Genomic DNA, 15,594 nt, shown 5'->3' with positions numbered 1-15,594 from the left:
GGCGTGGGGCGGGCGGGCGACGGTGCCCTCCGGCGGGCCTCAGTACCGCAGGACGCCCGCGATGCCGTCCGCGTCGCCCAGGGTGCCGTCCGGTACGAAGCGCACGTCGGCGCCCGTCTCCAGGCACTGCTCGACGATCTCGTCCACGATGTCCTCGCGGGCGTCGAGATCGCCGCTCACGGCCGGGATCAGGTGGTCGCCGTCGTCGCGTACGGTCACCCGGTAGTTCTCCTCGACGGCCAGCAGCCGGACCCGGCCCTCCCGGGCGCTCTGCCACACCTCGTCGACGCCGGCCGCGAACTCCTTGCGGCCGAGGGCCGATACGAGGGCACGGCTGACCGTGTCCACGCTCCTGCGCGCCTCGGCGGCGACCGTCGGCCGCACCGCCTGCCACACCGCCTCCGGGGTGCCGTGCGACAGTCCGCCGTGCGGGATGTGCATCGCGGCCCTGGTGACGGTGCCGATCTCGTCGAGGGCCGACAGCGCCGCCTGCTCACCGGTGACGTACAGCGGCCGCGGGGCGAGCCGCAGCAGCCGGTTCATCGCCGTGTCGGCGTCGCGCAGGAAGTGACGGGTGCCCTCGTCGCGGAACATGCTCGGGGTGTCGCCGATCTGCTCCCGGCGTTCGGCGTCGAAGTTCTCCTGCGCCCTGGTCAGCGGGAAGCCGCCGGCGTGCTCCTCGGTGACCCGGTCCGGCCCGCCGCTCCACAGGGTGACGCGGTCGGCGGAGACCGACAGCACCCAGTACGGCCGCTCGGCGGCCTGCGCGGAGACCAGGTTGCGGGTGAGGAAGGTGTCCGAGAGCACGACCCGCTCCGGCACGGGGCGGGCCAGCGACCAGACCTGGTGCTCGCCCGGCGCGGCGAAGATCACCAGACCGTCCTCGGTGTACGTCAGATCGACCTCCGCGAGGGCACGGTCGAGCTGCTCGGCGACGTCGGCGCGCCGCTCACGGGTGACCGCCGGGTCGGACTCCAGCTGTTTCTTCGCGTCGGCCACGACATTGCGCAGCCGGACCCGGTCCTGGGCGTTGTCCGGCTCCCGGCGGTGCGTGGGGGTCAGCACGGACACCGCGGGATAGGGGCGCGGACGGCGCAGTTCGGAGAGGGTCGCGGGGCTGAGTGCGTGCTCCATATGAGCACCATAGGACCGTTTCCCGCATGGGGCATTCGGGGTAACCCGGGCAAAGTCGTGAGCAGGTCGTTCCGTTGGCCCAGGCGTCGGCACGCCGGCGTGCCCTTCCTCGATTTCCTCGGTGCGCGACGGTGACGACGACCCCGGCTCCCGGTTACCGTACGCGTCAGTAACCCGGACATGCCGCAGGAGGCCACCATGCCGCAGCTCGAAGTCGACGGCGCAGCCCTGACGTACGACGACGAGGGTCCGCGCGACGGCGGCGCGGTGCCCCTGGTGTTCGTGCACGGCTGGACGGCGAACCGGCGTCGCTGGGACCACCAGATCGCCCACTTCGCCGAGAAGCGACGGGTGGTCCGGCTGGACCTGCGCGGCCACGGGGAGAGCAGCGGGGCGGGCGTGAAGACCGTGGCGGAGCTGGCGAAGGACCTGATCGCGGTCCTCGACCACCTCAAGATCGAGCGGTGCGTCCTGATCGGCCACTCGATGGGCGGGATGATCGCGCAGACCGTCGCCCTCTCCCACCCCGAGCGGGTGGAGCGCATGGTCCTGGTGAACTCCATCGGCCGGATGGCGTACAACCGGGGGCGGGGCCTGCTGATGGCCGCCTCCACCCTCGTGCCCTTCAAGCTGTTCGTCGCCGCCAACATCCAGCGCGCGTTCGCACCCGGCTACCCGCGCGACGAGATCCGCGCGTACGTCAAGTCGTCGGCCGACACCCCGCGCGAGGTCGTCATGACGCTGTACGGCGCCATGCGGGCCTTCGACGTCCTGGACCGGGTCGGGGAGATCCAGGCCCCCACCCTCATGATCCACGGCTACCACGACATCCAACTGCCCGTGCAGCAGATGCTGCGGATGGCGAAGGCGTACCCGGACGCCACCGTGCGCATCCTGGACGCCGGCCACGAACTGCCCGTGGAGAAGCCGGCCGAGCTGACGGCGGCGATCGACCGCTTCGTGAGCTGAGCTGAGCTGAGCTGAGCGGAGCTTGGCCGGGCCGAGCTCCGCCCGGCCCGGCCGAGCCGATCGTCAGCCGGGGCCGTCCGGGTCCGCCGCGGCCCAGTCCGCCGCCCAGGAGGCCGGCGGCCCGGCGCGCAGGGCGCCCGGCTCCAGCCACTCGTACAGCTCGGCGTAGGAGCGGACCGTCGTCGCGTCCGTACGACGTGACAGGTGCCCGGGGGTGAGCGCCCCCGGCTCCGGTACGCCCAGCGCGGCCATGATCCGCACCGCGCTGCGGACCGTCTCCCGCTGGTAGCGGTGGACCTGCCGGGACTTGTCGCCGACGTCCAGGGCCCAGGTCCGCCACGGATCCTGGGTGGCGACGCCGACCGGGCAGGTGTTGGTATGACAGCGGCCGGCCCGGACGCAGCCGAGCGCGGACATCATCGCGCGGGCCGCGTTGGTGTAGTCGGCGCCCTGGGCGAGCCGTCTGACGACGTCCGCGCCCGTGGCGACGCCGCCGCTCGCGCCGATCCGGATCCGGTCCCTGAGACCGCTGCCGACGAGCGCGTTGTGCACGGTGATCAGCCCCTCGGTGAGCGGCATCCCCGGCCGCTTCGCGCGCCCCGGCGGCCCGGCGCCCGTTCCGCCCTCCGACCCGTCCACCACGACGAAGTCGGGTGTCACGCCCTCCGCGAGCATGGCCTTGCACAGCGCGAGGACCTGCCGCCGCGACCTCACGCACAACTTGACGCCCGTCGGCTTGCCGCCCGCCAGCTCCCGCATCCGGGCCAGGAACAGCACCAGCTCACGCGGCGTCGAGAACACCCGGTGGTACGGCGGCGACACCACCGGCCGGCCCTGCACCACGCCCCGTGCCCGCGCGATCTCCGCGCTCACCTTGGCCCCCGGCAGCACCCCGCCGCCGCCCGGACCGGCGCCCTGCGAGATCTTCAGCGACACGCACCGCACCTCGGGCAGCGCCGCCTTGTCCGCGAACTCCCGTGCCTCGAAGCCCCCGTCGGAGGTGCGGCAGCCGAAGTACCCCGTGCCGATCTCCCAGACGAGGTCCCCGCCGCCGCGCAGATGGTGGTCCGACAGCCCGCCCTCCCCGGTGTCCTGCGCGAAACGGCCCAGCGCAGCACCCCGGCTCAGGGCACGGACCGCGCGCGCGGACATCGCCCCGAAGCTCATCGCGGACCCGTTCAGCAGCGCCATGTCGTACGGCAGCCTGCAGTCGGGTCCGCCCACCCGCACCCTCGGCTCCTCCTCGGGCGGCGGGAGCGGGCTCGTCGACGGGACGAAGAACTCGTACGCGTGCCGTGCCGTGCCGGGCGGGCTCGCCGGCTCCCGCACCGGGTGGCGCAGCCGGCCGACCAGCGGATGGTTGCGCAGCAGCGCGCGCCGGCGCTGCACCAGGTCCCACGCGCCCAGGACGGCCAGGGCGAGCAGCGGACCGGCCGCGTACCACCACCGGGGGGACACGGCCGACGACGCGACCAGCGCCCCGGCCGCGCAGAGGACGACGAGCAGCCACGGCGCGTACCGGCGCACTCAGCCGCCGTCCACGTCGGGCCCGCAGGAACTGCCGCTGGGCGGCAGGGAACCGTACAGCAGGAAGTCGTCGACCTTGCGGTGCACGCACTTGGACGACCCGTAGCCGGTGTGGCCCTCGCCCTTGTTGTCGAGCACCACGGCCGAGTCGCCCAGCCGCTCGGCCGTCTCCACGGTCCAGCGGTACGGCGTCGCCGGGTCGCCCCGGGTGCCGACGAGGAGCATCTTGGGGGTGTCCAGGTCCTTCACCTCGTCGCGGATGAAGTCGGTGCCCCTGGGCCTGCCGTAGCAGAGCAGGACCTCGGTCAGGCGGTACTGGCCGAAGACCGGGGAGGCCTTGTCGTAGTCGGCGCGCAGCCGTTCGAGGTCCGAGGCGACCTGCTCGGCGCCGGGGCGGTCGGGGTTGTCGGCGCAGTTGATCGCCATGAAGGCGGCGGGCAGGTTGTCGAGGGGGATGTCCTCGGGGTCGACCAGGGGAGTGGGGGAAGGCTCGGTGCCGCCCGGGGGCCGTGTCGAGGAGGTGCCCGAGGCCCGTGTCGAAGCGGTGACCGGGGGCCGTACCGGAGGAAAGGTCATGCCGCCGGTGGCGAAGGCCATGACACCGCTGGCGTCGCCGTCCTCGACGAGCTGGGCGAGCGCCCGCTCCAGCGAGGGCCACAGCTCCTTGCTGTACAGGCCCTGCCCGAGGGCGGCCACCAGGTCCTGGCCGGTGAAGTCGGCGCCGAAGTCCGTCGGCAGCGGATCCTCGTCGAGCGAGCGGACCAGCCGGACCACCCCCTCGCGGGCCGTCCGCGCGTCCTGGCCGAACGGGCAGGCGATGTCCTTCACACACCAGTTGACGAAGTCCTCCAGGGCCACCTGCTGGCCCCGGGCGCTCGCGAGTCCCTGCTCGGCGAGCGGCTCGGTGAGGGTGTCGACGCCGTCGAGGGCCAGCCGGCCCACCTTGTCCGGGAACCGGGCCGCGTAGACCGCGCCGAGCCGGGTGCCGTACGAGAAACCCAGGTAGTTGAGCTTCTTGTCGCCCAGTGCCTGGCGCATGACGTCCATGTCCCGGGCCGCGTCGATCGTGCCGATGTGCGGCAGGACGGGCCCGGAGTTCTTCTCGCAGTCGGCCGCCGCCCGCTTCAGCTTGGCCATCAGCGCCCGGGGATCGTCGAGCGCGGAGTCGTAGTCCAGGGCGCCGAGCCCTTCACCGCCCTCCGCGTCCCCGCAGCTGACCGGTGAGGAGCGGCCGACGCCCCGGGGGTCGAAGGACACCACGTCGTAGTCGTCCGTGAGTTCCATGAACTCCTTGCCGCCGTAGGCGAGCTCGGGCACCCCGGGACCACCGGGGCCGCCGAAGTTCAGCAGCACCGAGCCCCGTTTGTCGCCGGTGGCCCGGTAGCGGGCGATGGCCAGGTCGAGGGTGCCCGCCTCGGGGTGCGCGTAGTCGAGCGGGACGGTCACCTTGCCGCACTGGAGGTCCTCGGGGGCGCCGTCGAGTTCGTCGCACGCCGACCAGGCGACCTTCTGGTCGTAGAAGCGGGACAGGCCCGAGCGGTCGTCGTCGGCCGAGGCGGCCGTCGGCAGCCTCGTGCCCACCGTCGGCAGCCCTGTGCCCAGCAGAGTCAGTGCGGCGCCCGTGGCGAGCGCGCAGCGGCGCCGTCCGGGCCGCGTCGACAGCATGGCCAGCATCAGTGCCTCCAGGGGCGCCCCGCAGCGGACCGGGATACGGCGCCCCGGCTCACGATAGGCGGCCTCCGGAGGGCTCGCCTCCGGACGGGCGGTCGCCCCGGGGGAAGACGAGGGGGACCCCTTTCCGGGCGGTGCGAGGACGTTCGACGAGAGGCGCCCGATGGGGTGAATGGTGGTTTGGGCATAACTTGGTCGGTTCGCCCGCGTTTTATCTGGTGCGGGCGAGTGCCCGCGACATGTCTGGAAGGCAGAGACCCCATGAGACGGGCTACCCGAAACGGTGTGATCGCTGTAGCAGCAGCCTCGGGCGCGATGGCCGCGGTGGCGATGCCGGCGTTCGCCGACTCCACCGCCGCCGGGACCGCGGCCGGCTCGCCCGGCGTGGCCTCCGGCAACGGCGTTCAGTTGCCGGTGAACATCCCGGTCAACCTGTGCGGCAACACCGTGAACGTGGTCGGCTTGCTGAACCCCGCGTTCGGCAACAGTTGCGCGAACAAGGGCGGCGCGCCGAAGCACGCACCGGGCTCCGGAGCCACCGCGCACGGTGACGCCAAGGGATCGCCGGGTGTGGCCTCCGGCAACGAGGTGCAGGCGCCGGTCGACGTGCCGGTGAACGCGAGCGGGAACAGCGTTGACGTCGTCGGCATCCTGAACCCGGTGTTCGGCAACGAGTCCGTGAACGGCCCGGTCGACAAGCACCCCCACCCGGGCAAGCCCGCGCCCGTGCCCCCGACCCGCCAGCCGTCGGCTCCCGAGCCGGAGCCCCAGCGTCCCGCCCCGGAGTCGGGCCCGAAGACCGTCCCGCACGCCCGGGCACCCCAGGCCCCGGCGGCCGAGCGGACCGTGTCCTCGCTCGCCCATACGGGCGCCGACGCGACCCTGCCCGCCGTCGCCGGCAGCGCGGCCATGGTGCTGGCCGGAGCGGTCCTCTACCGCCGGTTCCGGACGAGCGCGCAGAGCTGAGCCGCGGCCGAGGGATCCGCAGGCCCCCGCCGAACGGGGGACCTGCGGTCGCGCTCAGCCGCCGTGGAACCGCCGGTGCAGCGCGCGTACTTCCTCGACCAACGCCGGAACCGGCCCCTCCACGACCACCCCGGGCGCGACCTCATGGACCGGCAGGGTCCGCACCGGTGGGGCCGGCACCCCCAGCTCGCCCAGCCAGGAGGCGAGCTGGGCGGACGAGGCGACGTACACGATCCGGCCGAGGCCGACCCATGCGTGGGCCGCCGCGCACATCGGGCAGTGCTCGCCGGAGGTGTAGACGGTGGCCGCCGCCCGCTCCTCGGGCGTCAGACGGGCCGCCGCCCAGCGGGCCAGCTCGAACTCGGGGTGTCGGGTGCGGTCGCCGCCCGCCACGCGGTTGTGGTCCTCGGCGAGCACCGTGCCGTCCCCGCCGACCAGCACCGACCCGAACGGCTCGTCCCCGGTCTCCAGCGCCTCGCCGGCCAGCTCGACACAGCGGCGCAGATACGGCAGCTCGGCGTCCTCGATCATGGCGTACGGCTCTCCTCACGGCGGGGCGATCTCCGGCGCGGCCCAGCCTAGGCCGCGAGAGGAGGGGCGGGCGGCGGTAATTCCGTTGTGGGGGCGGCGCCGGGATGCTGGAGTGGCCGTATGGATCATGCCGCGATACTCGCCCTGTACGACCGGGACATGCGCGAAGGCGCCCGCCCCGAGAGCTCCGACGCCCGCGTCGAACGGATCGGCGGCGTGGTCCGCCACGTCGGCGGCGAGGGCGGCTGGAACGGCGTCCTGTGGTCGGACCTGGACGCCGCGGGCGCCGACGCGGCCATCGCCGAGCAGGTCGCCTACTTCACCGGGCTCGACAGGGAGTTCGAGTGGAAGCAGCATGGGCACGACCAGCCCGCCGACCTGGGGCGACGGCTTGCGGACGCGGGGTTCACGGCCGAGCCGGAGGAGACCCTGATGATCGGCGAGACGAGCGAACAGGTCGTCGAGGCCGCACTGCCGGACGGTGTGCGGATCGTGCCCGTGACCGACCGCGCGGGCGTCGAGCTCATGGTCGAGGCGAACGAGAAGGCGTTCGGCCATGATGCCTCCTTCCTGCGGGACCTCGTGCTCGCCCGGCTCGCCGCCGCCCCGGACGCGATCGTCGCCCTCGTCGTCCTCGCCGGTGACGAACCGGTGAGCTCGGCGCGGATGGAGCTGATCCCCGGCACACGGTTCGCCGGCCTGTGGGGCGGCGGCACCGTCCCGGCCTGGCGCGGCCGGGGCATCTACCGCGCACTGGTCGCGCACCGCGCCCGCATCGCCGCCGAACGCGGCTACCGCTACCTCCAGGTCGACGCCTCCGACCAGAGCCGGCCCATCCTCGAACGCCTCGGCTTCGCCGCGCTGACCACGACCACGCCGTACGTCTACGTGCCGTAGTGGCCTGCCGGTCTCCTCAGTGGGACCGGCGTGCGTTGAGCCGGGCGGCCTGGCGGGTCAGGTGGTCGCGTTCGGCGAGGTTGGGTGCCTTGCGGGCCGCCTCGGCGTACAGGCGTGCCGCCGTCGGCAGGTCGCCGTCGCGTTCGTGGAGGTAGGCGGCGACGGCGGTGTGGCGGGGGAGTGAGTCGTCCAGTGCCGCGAGAGCCGCCAGGCCGGCGCGGGGTCCGTCGGCCTCGCCGACGGCGACCGCGCGGTTGAGGCGGACGACGGGGCTGTCGGTCAGCCGGGTGAGCTCGTCGTACCACTCGACGATCTGCACCCAGTCGGTCTCCTCGGCGGTGGGCGCGTCGGCGTGCAGGGCGGCGACGGCGGCCTGGGCCTGGAACTCGCCCAGCCGGTCACGGGCCAAGGCGGCCTGGAGGATCTCGACGCCCTCGGCGATCGAGGCGGTGTCCCAGCGGCCGCGCTCCTGCTCGGCGAGGGGTACGAGGCTGCCGTCGGGTGCGGTCCGGGCGGCGCGCCGGGCGTGGTGGAGCAGCATGAGGGCGAGCAGCCCGGCCACCTCGGGGTGGTCGATCGCGGCCGCGAGCTGCCGGGTGAGCCGGATGGCCTCCGCGGCGAGGTCGACGTCGCCGGAGTAGCCCTCGTTGAAGACCAGGTAGAGGACGCGCAGCACGGTGGCGACATCGCCGGGCCGGTCGAACCGCACGCCGGAGACGGTGCGCTTGGCGCGGCTGATCCGCTGGGCCATGGTCGCCTCGGGGACCAGGTAGGCCTGGGCGATCTGGCGGGTGGTGAGGCCTCCGACAGCGCGCAGGGTGAGCGCGACGGCGGAGGAGGGGGTGAGGGAGGGGTGTGCGCAGAGGAAGTAGAGCTGGAGGGTGTCGTCCGCCGAGGGCGTGGGGCCGGGCGGTGGCTCCTCGTCGACGCGGTCCTCGCGTCGGCGGCGGGCGGTGTCCGCGCGGGTCGCGTCGAGGAAGCGGCGCCAGGCGACGGTGACCAGCCAGCCCTTGGGGTCCCGCGGCGGGTCGGCGGGCCAGACGCGGACCGCCTCGACCAGCGCGTCCTGCACGGCGTCCTCGGCCGCCGCGAAGTCTGCTCCGCGGCGGACGAGGATCGCCAGCACGCTCGGCGTGAGGCTCCTCAGCAGGGCCTCGTTCATCAATGGCACTCGGTGATGGTGGGCGTCGCGGTCAGGAACGGGCGCAGCTCCAGCCACTCGTGGATCGGCTTCCCGCCCGCCCCGGGGGCGGCCGACAGCTCCCCGGCCAGCTCGACGGCGCGCTCGTGGCTGTCGACGTCGATGATCATCCAGCCGGCGATGAGGTCCTTGGTCTCGGCGAACGGGCCGTCGGTGACCGGCGGGCGCCCCTCACCGTCGTAGCGGACCCAGCTCCCCTCGGGGGCCAGCGCCTGGCCGTCGACGAACTCGCCGGTCTTCTCCAGCCGGTCCGCGAAGTCCCGCATGTACTGGATGTGGGCCGAGATCTCCTCGGGCGTCCACTGGTCCATGGGGACGTCGTTGACCGGGGTCGGGGCGCCGCGGTAGTGCTTGAGCAGCAAGTACTTGGCCATGGTGGGTCTCCCTCGGTGCTGGTGCGACTCATTTTCGTCGCGTTCACAGCGGGGACGGAGCGGGCCACGGCTTCTCGACATCTCCGGCCGAAGTTTTTTTCTGGCGGATCCGCCGGATCCGGCGGATCCGGCGGCACCTGGCGGCACACGTCCGGGGTCGAGCGAGGACGGCGGTCACTCCGGGTCGTACCCCGACCGCGGGCACGCCGGGCCGACCCCGCTCGCCCGACGCCGGGTGTGCGTGACGGCGGTGCGGGCGGCGGTGTCCGGCCGGCCGGTGTCCGGCGCCGTCATCGGCGCGGCGTGGTCAGCGGCGCGCCTTCGACCGGTCCAGTGCCGTCACGCCGACCGCGGCGAGAGCGATCTGGATGAGCCACTCGACCCAGTCGACGCCCTTGGTGTCGGCCACGCCCAGGCCCGCGGCGATGGCCGAACCGATGAGCGCGGCCACGATGCCGACCAGGATCGTCCACAGGACGCCGATGCGCTGGCGGCCCGGAACGACGAGCCGGCCCAGGACACCGATGACGATGCCGATGAAGATGGCGCTGATGATGCCGTCGATCTCCATGTCCGCCCCTCCTCTGCGAGGCCCGTTGTAGTGCTCCTTGTACTTCCTGTAGTCCTTGTGCCCGCTGCGGGGTGGGGCAGTCCGTTCCGGTTGCCACCGGGGGCGATTGCCGACGGAATCGTCCGTTTCGTCGTCGGTCTCGTCGTCCGCGTTATTGCCCGCGCTTTCTGTTCACGGCCCCGCCATGCCATGTACCTTTCAATCGTTCCACGCGTGTAGAACCCTCCACTGCGGGGTCTACGCGCGCAGATCGGCGCCCGCACCCTCGTCTCCCCACCCTTCACGGAGGTTCGCCGGATGCTTGGATCACAGAGATCCCGCCGTAAGGTCACCACCGTCCTGGCCGGCTTCGGACTGCTCGTCACCGGAGCCGCCCTCCAGGTCAGCACCACCGCCACCCCCGCCCACGCGGCCACCCCCCACCGCATCCTGTTCGACAACGCCCACGCCGAGACGGCCGGCAACGCCGACTGGATCATCTCCACCAGCCAGCCCGACCCGCTCGGCGAGGACTCCTCGCCCTCCGCCGAGACCGACTGGACCGGCGCCATCTCGTCCTGGGGCGTCGCCCTGCAGAAGACCGGCGACTACAGCCTGAAGACGCTGCCCTCGGGCTCCAGCCTGACGTACGGCGGCAGCGCGACGACCGACCTGTCGAACTTCGACACGCTGGTCCTGCCGGAGCCGAACACCCTCTTCACCACCGCCGAGAAGACGGCGATCATGAACTTCGTGAAGAACGGCGGCGGCCTCTTCATGATCTCCGACCACACCGGCGCCGACCGCAACAACGACGGCGAGGACGCGGTCGAGATCCTCAACGACCTGATGACGAACAACAGCGTCGACTCCACCGACCCGTTCGGCTTCTCCATCGACTCGCTCAGCATCAGCTCCGACTACCCCTCGGCGATCAGCGACAGCAGCAACCCGGTCCTGCACGGCTCCTTCGGCACCGTCACCAAGAGCCTCATCGCCAGCGGTACGACGGCCACCCTCAAGCCGGCCGACAATTCCAGCGTCAAGGGCCTGCTCTACCGCACCGGCTACTCCGGGAACACCGGCGCCTTCTTCGCCACCAGCACCTTCGGCAGCGGCCGCGTCGCCTTCTGGGGCGACAGCTCGCCCATCGACGACGACACCGGCCAGTCCGGCAACACCCTCTACGACGGCTGGAACGACTCCGGCGCCACCAATGCCGCGCTCGCCCTGAACGCCACCGAGTGGCTCTCCGGAGCGAGCGGCGACGACGGCGGTGACGACGGCGGTTCGGGCTCCTGCACCTCCGCGCAGCTCCTCGGCAACAACGGCTTCGAGTCCGGCGCCACCACCTGGAGCGCCACGAGCGGTGTCATCACCAACTCCTCCAGCCAGTCGGCCCGTACGGGTTCCTACTACGCCTGGCTCGACGGTTACGGCACCGCCACCACCGACACGCTCTCCCAGTCGGTGACCATCCCGTCCGCCTGCACCACCGCCACGCTCAGCTTCTACCTGCACATCGACACGGCGGAGACCACCACCAGCACGGCGTACGACACCCTCAAGGTCCAGGTCCTCAACAGCTCCGGAACCGTCCTGAGCACGCTCGCGACCTACTCCAACCTCAACGCCGCCAGCGGCTACACCCAGCGCAGCTTCAGTCTGGCGAGCTACGCCGGCCAGACGGTCACCCTGAAGTTCACCGGCACCGAGGGCTCCACCCTCCAGACGTCCTTCGTCATCGACGACACGGCGCTCAACGTCGCCTGACGCGGGTCCGGTCGGGTCGTCCTACGGGGCGACCCAACCGGTGAGGGCGACCAGCTCGCGGGCGATGTCGGGGACCGACCGCCCGTCGGTCGTCACCCGGTGGGCGTCCGCGGGTGCCCGCTCGTCGAGCAGCCGCGCCTTGCGGATGCTCCCGGTCAGTTCGCTCGCCAGTTCCGATCCCAGCTCCCGCCCGGTGAGCCGCTGTTCGGCGGTCTCGTCGGTGGCGGTCAGGAGCACCCGCACGAGCCGCACGCCGTCTCCCATGGCCCGCCGGAACGAACCCGCCGACTCGTCCAGGACGCACACCGTGTTCGTGTAGACGAGCCGCCGGTGGCCGAGCTCGGCGTAGTTCCCCCACACGGCGGTCAGATTGCGCTCCCCGATGACGGCCCGGGTGGGATCACCCTCGGGGGCCGGGTGCACCTGGCCCATGAAGTCCCCGTCGATCACGGCGTGAGGGACTCCGGTCGCCCGCAGCCGCGCCGAGACCTCCCATCCCACCGTCGTCTTGCCGACCCCGGCGCGTCCGCCGATGAGCAGAGCTTCCGCATGATGCATGCGATCAGCCTGGTCGAACACTCCCGGGATTGACATGCAGGTAATTGCCTGCATAACGTTGAGTGTGCGATCGGGAGACGAGCCGGGGACGGACCCGGCCATGGACAAGGTCTTCAAGGCGCTGGCCGACGACACGCGCCGGCGCCTGCTGGACCGGCTGCACGAGCACAACGGGCAGACGCTCGGCGAGCTGTGCGAGCGGATCGACATGACACGTCAGTCGGTGACGCAGCACCTGGCCGTGCTGGAGGCCGCCAACCTGGTCGCGACGGTGCGGAGGGGGCGGGAGAAGCTGCACTACCTCAACCCGGTCCCGCTCCACGAGATCCAGGAACGGTGGATCGACAAGTTCGAGCGCCCGCGGCTGCGCGTGCTCTCGGACGTCAAGCGACGAGCCGAGGAAGCCATGACCGACAAGCCCACATTCGTCTACGTCACCTATATCGCCAGTACGCCCGAGCAGGTCTGGGACGCCCTCACCGACGCCGACCTCACCGCCGTCTACTGGGGGCACGGCAACGTCTCCGACTGGCGGCCGGGCTCGCGCTGGGAACACGTGCGCACCGACGGCTCCGGCATCGCCGACGTCGTCGGCACCGTCGTGGAGAGCGAGCGTCCGACCCGGCTGGTCACCACCTGGGCCGCGCCCGACGAGGAGGGCCGCCAGGACCGGCACTCCCGCGTCACCTTCGACGTCCGTCCGCACGCCGACATCGTCCGCCTCACCGTCACCCATGAGGACCTCAACGACGAGGGCGAACTCGCCGACGTCTCGGGCGGCTGGCCGGCGGTGCTGTCCAACCTCAAGTCGCTCCTGGAGACCGGCAGCCCGCTGCCGCAGGAACCGTGGTCGGTGCCCGGTCACTGACGCGAAATGGCGGCTCGCCGCCCCGCGTGCGCGGGCCGGCGGGCCGCCGTTCTGGTTCCGGGGGAGTGGGGGCTACGTACGCGGGGCGCTCCTCGCCGCCGTGAAGGCGCACATCATGCCCAGGATCACTGCCAGGGCGCCGATGATGATGTTGTTCACCGCCACGCCGGCGTCCGGGCTGTCCCCGACGATCCACGGCGCGATGATCATCCAGACGCCGAGCGCGCACATGGCCCAGCTCAGGCCGTACATACGGGCCGGAGCGGCGGTGAACCCGAGGGCCAGTAGACCGATCGCGACACCGACGATCAGGTTGTGGGTCATGAGGGCGGGCTGACTGCTGGAGTAGTGGAGTACCCACGGGGAAACGGCGCAGTACAGACCGAGCAGGAACACCGGTCCGTCCACGAGCGCCACGTCGCGGCCGCCGAGCATGCGCTCGTAGCGGGCCCGCATTTCGGATACGTCAGGGTGGGTCGATATGTCACTTCTTCCTGGCGAGACGTTGGCCATCACTCGTCTCCTTCGACTTGCTGGCCCGACCGCGTCTTCTGCGGTGTGCGGTAAGCGCCGCGCACCGACATTCTGCGCTTATTCCGCCTTTATGTGTAGAGGTCGGAGGGGGGTGTGGACCGTCCCCGGAGAGCACCGACCCCGACAGGTGCTTCCGCGGGGGGACGCGGTTCGGATGCGCGGAGGCGCCGGGAAGGTCACATCCGTCTGGGTGCGGGATTGCAGCGTTTGTGCGTCGAAAGTCAATTCGAGGGATGGAAGGGTGGGGGCGTCAGCCCTCTCCGGCGGGCTCCAGGCGGACCCGCAACCGCTGCATGCCGCGCCGGGCGTGGCTCTTGACGGTGCCCAGGGGCCAGCCGGTGCGCTCCGCGATCTGGGTCTGGGTGAGGTCCTCGTAGAACGTCAGCCGCAGCACGCGCTGTTGCGGCGCCGGGAGCCGGGCGAGCTCGCCGCGCACCAGGACGCGGTCGAGAGCGGCCTCGGGGCGGTCCCGGTCGGGGTCGTCGAGGACGAGCACGGAGCCGGCCGCGGAGACGAGGTGGAGGCGACGCGTCCGGGCAGCCAGGGAGTCGGCGATCCTGCGCCGGGTGATCCCCACGATCCAGCCGCCCAGGCTGCCGCGCTCGGGCCGGTAGCCCGCACGGCCCCGCCACACCCCCAGGAACACCTGCTGACTGACGTCCTCGGCCTCCTTGGCGTCCCCCAGCGAACGCCGGGCCAGCGTGAGCACCAGGGCGGACCAGCGGCGGTAGGCGGCGGCGAGACAGGCCTCGTCACCCGCCACCAGACCACGGGCGATCTCCTCGTCGGCGAGCGGCTCCCCGGCGGTCACGCGTACGGGCGGTACGGCGAGGGGTGGCTGCGGGCTCATGACGACGGCTCCTCACGTCGGGCGGCCCCTCCCCGGGCCGGTGCGGAACGTCCTGCGGGGCGTGCCCCGTGAGGTCATCGTGCGAGCCGCGCGAAGGGTGTCTCAACACGCGTCGTTTCTGCGTCGTATCGCCACCGTATGGTCGGGGTATGAGCGACTCCACCGCCTCCGACGACACCGGCCTGACCACCGGCGCCCTGGCCCGCCGCCTGGGCGTGGCACCCACCACCCTGCGCTCCTGGGACCGGCGCTACGGCATCGGCCCCGCCGTCCGCGCGGACGGACGCCACCGCCGCTGGCGGCCGGGCGACGTGGCCGTACTGGAGACGATGTGCAGGCTGACCTCGGCCGGAGTGCCGCCTGCCGAGGCCGCCCGCGCCGCGCGGGAAGGTGCCGAAGCGGCCCGCGCCGGAAAGGAGGGCGCCCGGACCGACCTCACCGGGAGGCGCGGTGCCGCGGCGCCCGCGGAGGAGCCGACAGGTGGTGCGCGGGAGCGGGCCGGGGCAGCCGGCGGGCTTCCGCTGGCCGGAGACGTCCGGCAGGAGTGCCGGGGGCTGGCCCGCGCCGCCGTACGGCTCGACGCACCGGCCGTCGCCGAGCAGCTGACCACGGCCGTCGAGCGGCACGGCCTGACCGATGCCTGGCACGAGGTGATGGTGCCGACGCTGCACGCCGTGGGACGCAAGTGGGCCTCGTCGGGCGACCGGTACGTCGAGGTCGAGCACCTGCTGTCCTGGCACGTCTCCACCGCCCTGCGCCGGGCCACCCGGCCCGCCGTACCGCGGGACGCCACCGACGGGCCGGGGCCGGTGGTCCTGGCCTGCGTACCGGGCGAACAGCACACCCTGCCGCTGGAGGCGCTCAACGCCGGACTCAGCCGACTCGACGTGCCCACCCGGATGTTCGGCGCGGCCGTGCCCGCGGAGGCACTGTCCGCGGCCGTCCGGCGGCTGGGCCCGGTGGCCGTCGTCCTGTGGGCCCAGGCCCGCTCCACCGCCAGCCTGGCCCTCGCCCGGCACGTCGCGGCGACCCGCTGGGGCGTACGCGGGGCCCGCCGCACGCCGGCCGTGGTGCTCGGCGGCCCCGGCTGGGCCGGCCGCCCCGCCCCCGGCCTGCCCCGGCCGACAGGACTGGACGACGCCCTCGACACGCTGGCCGGGGTGTACGACGCCGCGTGAGGCAGGCGGCACG

16 protein-coding genes are annotated in these 15,594 nt (G+C 72.7%); 6 read left to right on the top strand and 10 right to left on the bottom strand.

Annotation, left to right across the window (positions count from 1 at the left end; translation table 11 throughout):
* Window positions 1-39: 39 nt before the first annotated feature.
* The gene (locus tag ACIRF9_RS27450) at window positions 40-1,134 is read right to left on the bottom strand and encodes a chemotaxis protein (RefSeq protein WP_403827394.1); all 1,095 of its coding nucleotides are present in this window, start codon (window positions 1,132-1,134) and stop codon (window positions 40-42) included.
* Between the two features lie 198 nt (window positions 1,135-1,332).
* Between ACIRF9_RS27450 and ACIRF9_RS27445 the strand changes: the two genes are divergently transcribed.
* Window positions 1,333-2,103 (top strand): alpha/beta fold hydrolase, encoded by a 771-nt coding sequence (locus ACIRF9_RS27445; protein WP_403827392.1) that lies wholly within the window; start codon window positions 1,333-1,335, stop codon window positions 2,101-2,103.
* 63 nt (window positions 2,104-2,166) lie between these two features.
* On the opposite strand, the gene ACIRF9_RS27440 is transcribed toward ACIRF9_RS27445, so the two are convergent.
* Window positions 2,167-3,630 carry a glutamate synthase-related protein gene (locus tag ACIRF9_RS27440; protein ID WP_403827390.1) on the bottom strand — a complete coding sequence of 488 codons (1,464 nt, stop codon included), beginning with the start codon at window positions 3,628-3,630 and terminating at the stop codon, window positions 2,167-2,169.
* Window positions 3,631-5,304: an alpha/beta hydrolase gene (locus ACIRF9_RS27435; protein WP_403827388.1), complete on the bottom strand. Its 1,674-nt coding sequence runs from the start codon at window positions 5,302-5,304 to the stop codon at window positions 3,631-3,633. It abuts the gene before it with no gap.
* A gap of 258 nt (window positions 5,305-5,562) precedes the next feature.
* Between ACIRF9_RS27435 and ACIRF9_RS27430 the strand changes: the two genes are divergently transcribed.
* Complete coding sequence (locus tag ACIRF9_RS27430; protein ID WP_403827386.1) at window positions 5,563-6,267, top strand: chaplin family protein; 705 nt, start codon at window positions 5,563-5,565, stop codon at window positions 6,265-6,267.
* A 54-nt stretch (window positions 6,268-6,321) separates the two neighbouring features.
* On the opposite strand, the gene ACIRF9_RS27425 is transcribed toward ACIRF9_RS27430, so the two are convergent.
* Entirely contained in the window at window positions 6,322-6,798 is a 477-nt protein-coding gene (locus tag ACIRF9_RS27425; protein WP_403827384.1) for a nucleoside deaminase, read from the bottom strand.
* 120 nt (window positions 6,799-6,918) lie between these two features.
* On the opposite strand from ACIRF9_RS27425, the gene ACIRF9_RS27420 reads away from it, so the two are divergent.
* Window positions 6,919-7,695, top strand: coding sequence for a GNAT family N-acetyltransferase (locus tag ACIRF9_RS27420; protein WP_403827382.1), 777 nt, complete (start codon window positions 6,919-6,921; stop codon window positions 7,693-7,695).
* A 16-nt stretch (window positions 7,696-7,711) separates the two neighbouring features.
* Here ACIRF9_RS27420 and ACIRF9_RS27415 read toward each other — a convergent pair whose 3' ends face one another.
* The 3 genes from ACIRF9_RS27415 to ACIRF9_RS27405 all read right to left on the bottom strand — a co-directional run bounded on the left by ACIRF9_RS27415 (window position 7,712) and on the right by ACIRF9_RS27405 (window position 9,841).
* Complete coding sequence (locus ACIRF9_RS27415) at window positions 7,712-8,857, bottom strand: RNA polymerase sigma factor (protein WP_403827753.1); 1,146 nt, start codon at window positions 8,855-8,857, stop codon at window positions 7,712-7,714.
* On the bottom strand, window positions 8,857-9,270 hold the full coding sequence (locus tag ACIRF9_RS27410; protein WP_403827380.1) for a YciI family protein: 414 nt from the start codon (window positions 9,268-9,270) through the stop codon (window positions 8,857-8,859). Before ACIRF9_RS27410 ends, ACIRF9_RS27415 begins: the two co-directional genes overlap by 1 nt.
* Before the next feature lie 307 nt (window positions 9,271-9,577).
* Window positions 9,578-9,841: a GlsB/YeaQ/YmgE family stress response membrane protein gene (locus tag ACIRF9_RS27405; RefSeq protein ID WP_403827378.1), complete on the bottom strand. Its 264-nt coding sequence runs from the start codon at window positions 9,839-9,841 to the stop codon at window positions 9,578-9,580.
* A gap of 297 nt (window positions 9,842-10,138) precedes the next feature.
* Between ACIRF9_RS27405 and ACIRF9_RS27400 the strand changes: the two genes are divergently transcribed.
* On the top strand, window positions 10,139-11,593 hold the full coding sequence (locus ACIRF9_RS27400; RefSeq protein WP_403827376.1) for a hydrolase: 1,455 nt from the start codon (window positions 10,139-10,141) through the stop codon (window positions 11,591-11,593).
* Window positions 11,594-11,614: 21 nt separating this feature from the next.
* Here ACIRF9_RS27400 and ACIRF9_RS27395 read toward each other — a convergent pair whose 3' ends face one another.
* On the bottom strand, window positions 11,615-12,151 hold the full coding sequence (locus ACIRF9_RS27395; RefSeq protein ID WP_403827374.1) for a hypothetical protein: 537 nt from the start codon (window positions 12,149-12,151) through the stop codon (window positions 11,615-11,617).
* Between the two features lie 100 nt (window positions 12,152-12,251).
* Here ACIRF9_RS27395 and ACIRF9_RS27390 point away from each other — a divergent pair, with 100 nt between their 5' ends.
* Entirely contained in the window at window positions 12,252-13,019 is a 768-nt protein-coding gene (locus ACIRF9_RS27390; protein WP_403827372.1) for an ArsR/SmtB family transcription factor, read from the top strand.
* Between the two features lie 72 nt (window positions 13,020-13,091).
* Here ACIRF9_RS27390 and ACIRF9_RS27385 read toward each other — a convergent pair whose 3' ends face one another.
* Window positions 13,092-13,532: an SPW repeat protein gene (locus tag ACIRF9_RS27385; protein ID WP_403827370.1), complete on the bottom strand. Its 441-nt coding sequence runs from the start codon at window positions 13,530-13,532 to the stop codon at window positions 13,092-13,094.
* 271 nt (window positions 13,533-13,803) lie between these two features.
* Window positions 13,804-14,403, bottom strand: coding sequence for a sigma-70 family RNA polymerase sigma factor (locus tag ACIRF9_RS27380; protein ID WP_403827368.1), 600 nt, complete (start codon window positions 14,401-14,403; stop codon window positions 13,804-13,806).
* 149 nt (window positions 14,404-14,552) lie between these two features.
* Here ACIRF9_RS27380 and ACIRF9_RS27375 point away from each other — a divergent pair, with 149 nt between their 5' ends.
* Window positions 14,553-15,581 (top strand): MerR family transcriptional regulator, encoded by a 1,029-nt coding sequence (locus ACIRF9_RS27375; protein ID WP_403827366.1) that lies wholly within the window; start codon window positions 14,553-14,555, stop codon window positions 15,579-15,581.
* The last annotated feature ends 13 nt before the right edge of the window (window positions 15,582-15,594 follow it).

It is taken from the genome of Streptomyces sp. NPDC096132, from assembly GCF_044763345.1.
GTDB lineage: Bacteria > Actinomycetota > Actinomycetes > Streptomycetales > Streptomycetaceae > Streptomyces.
The sequence above is the reverse complement of the archived record's forward strand: the minus strand, read 5'-3'. Positions and strand labels throughout refer to the sequence as shown.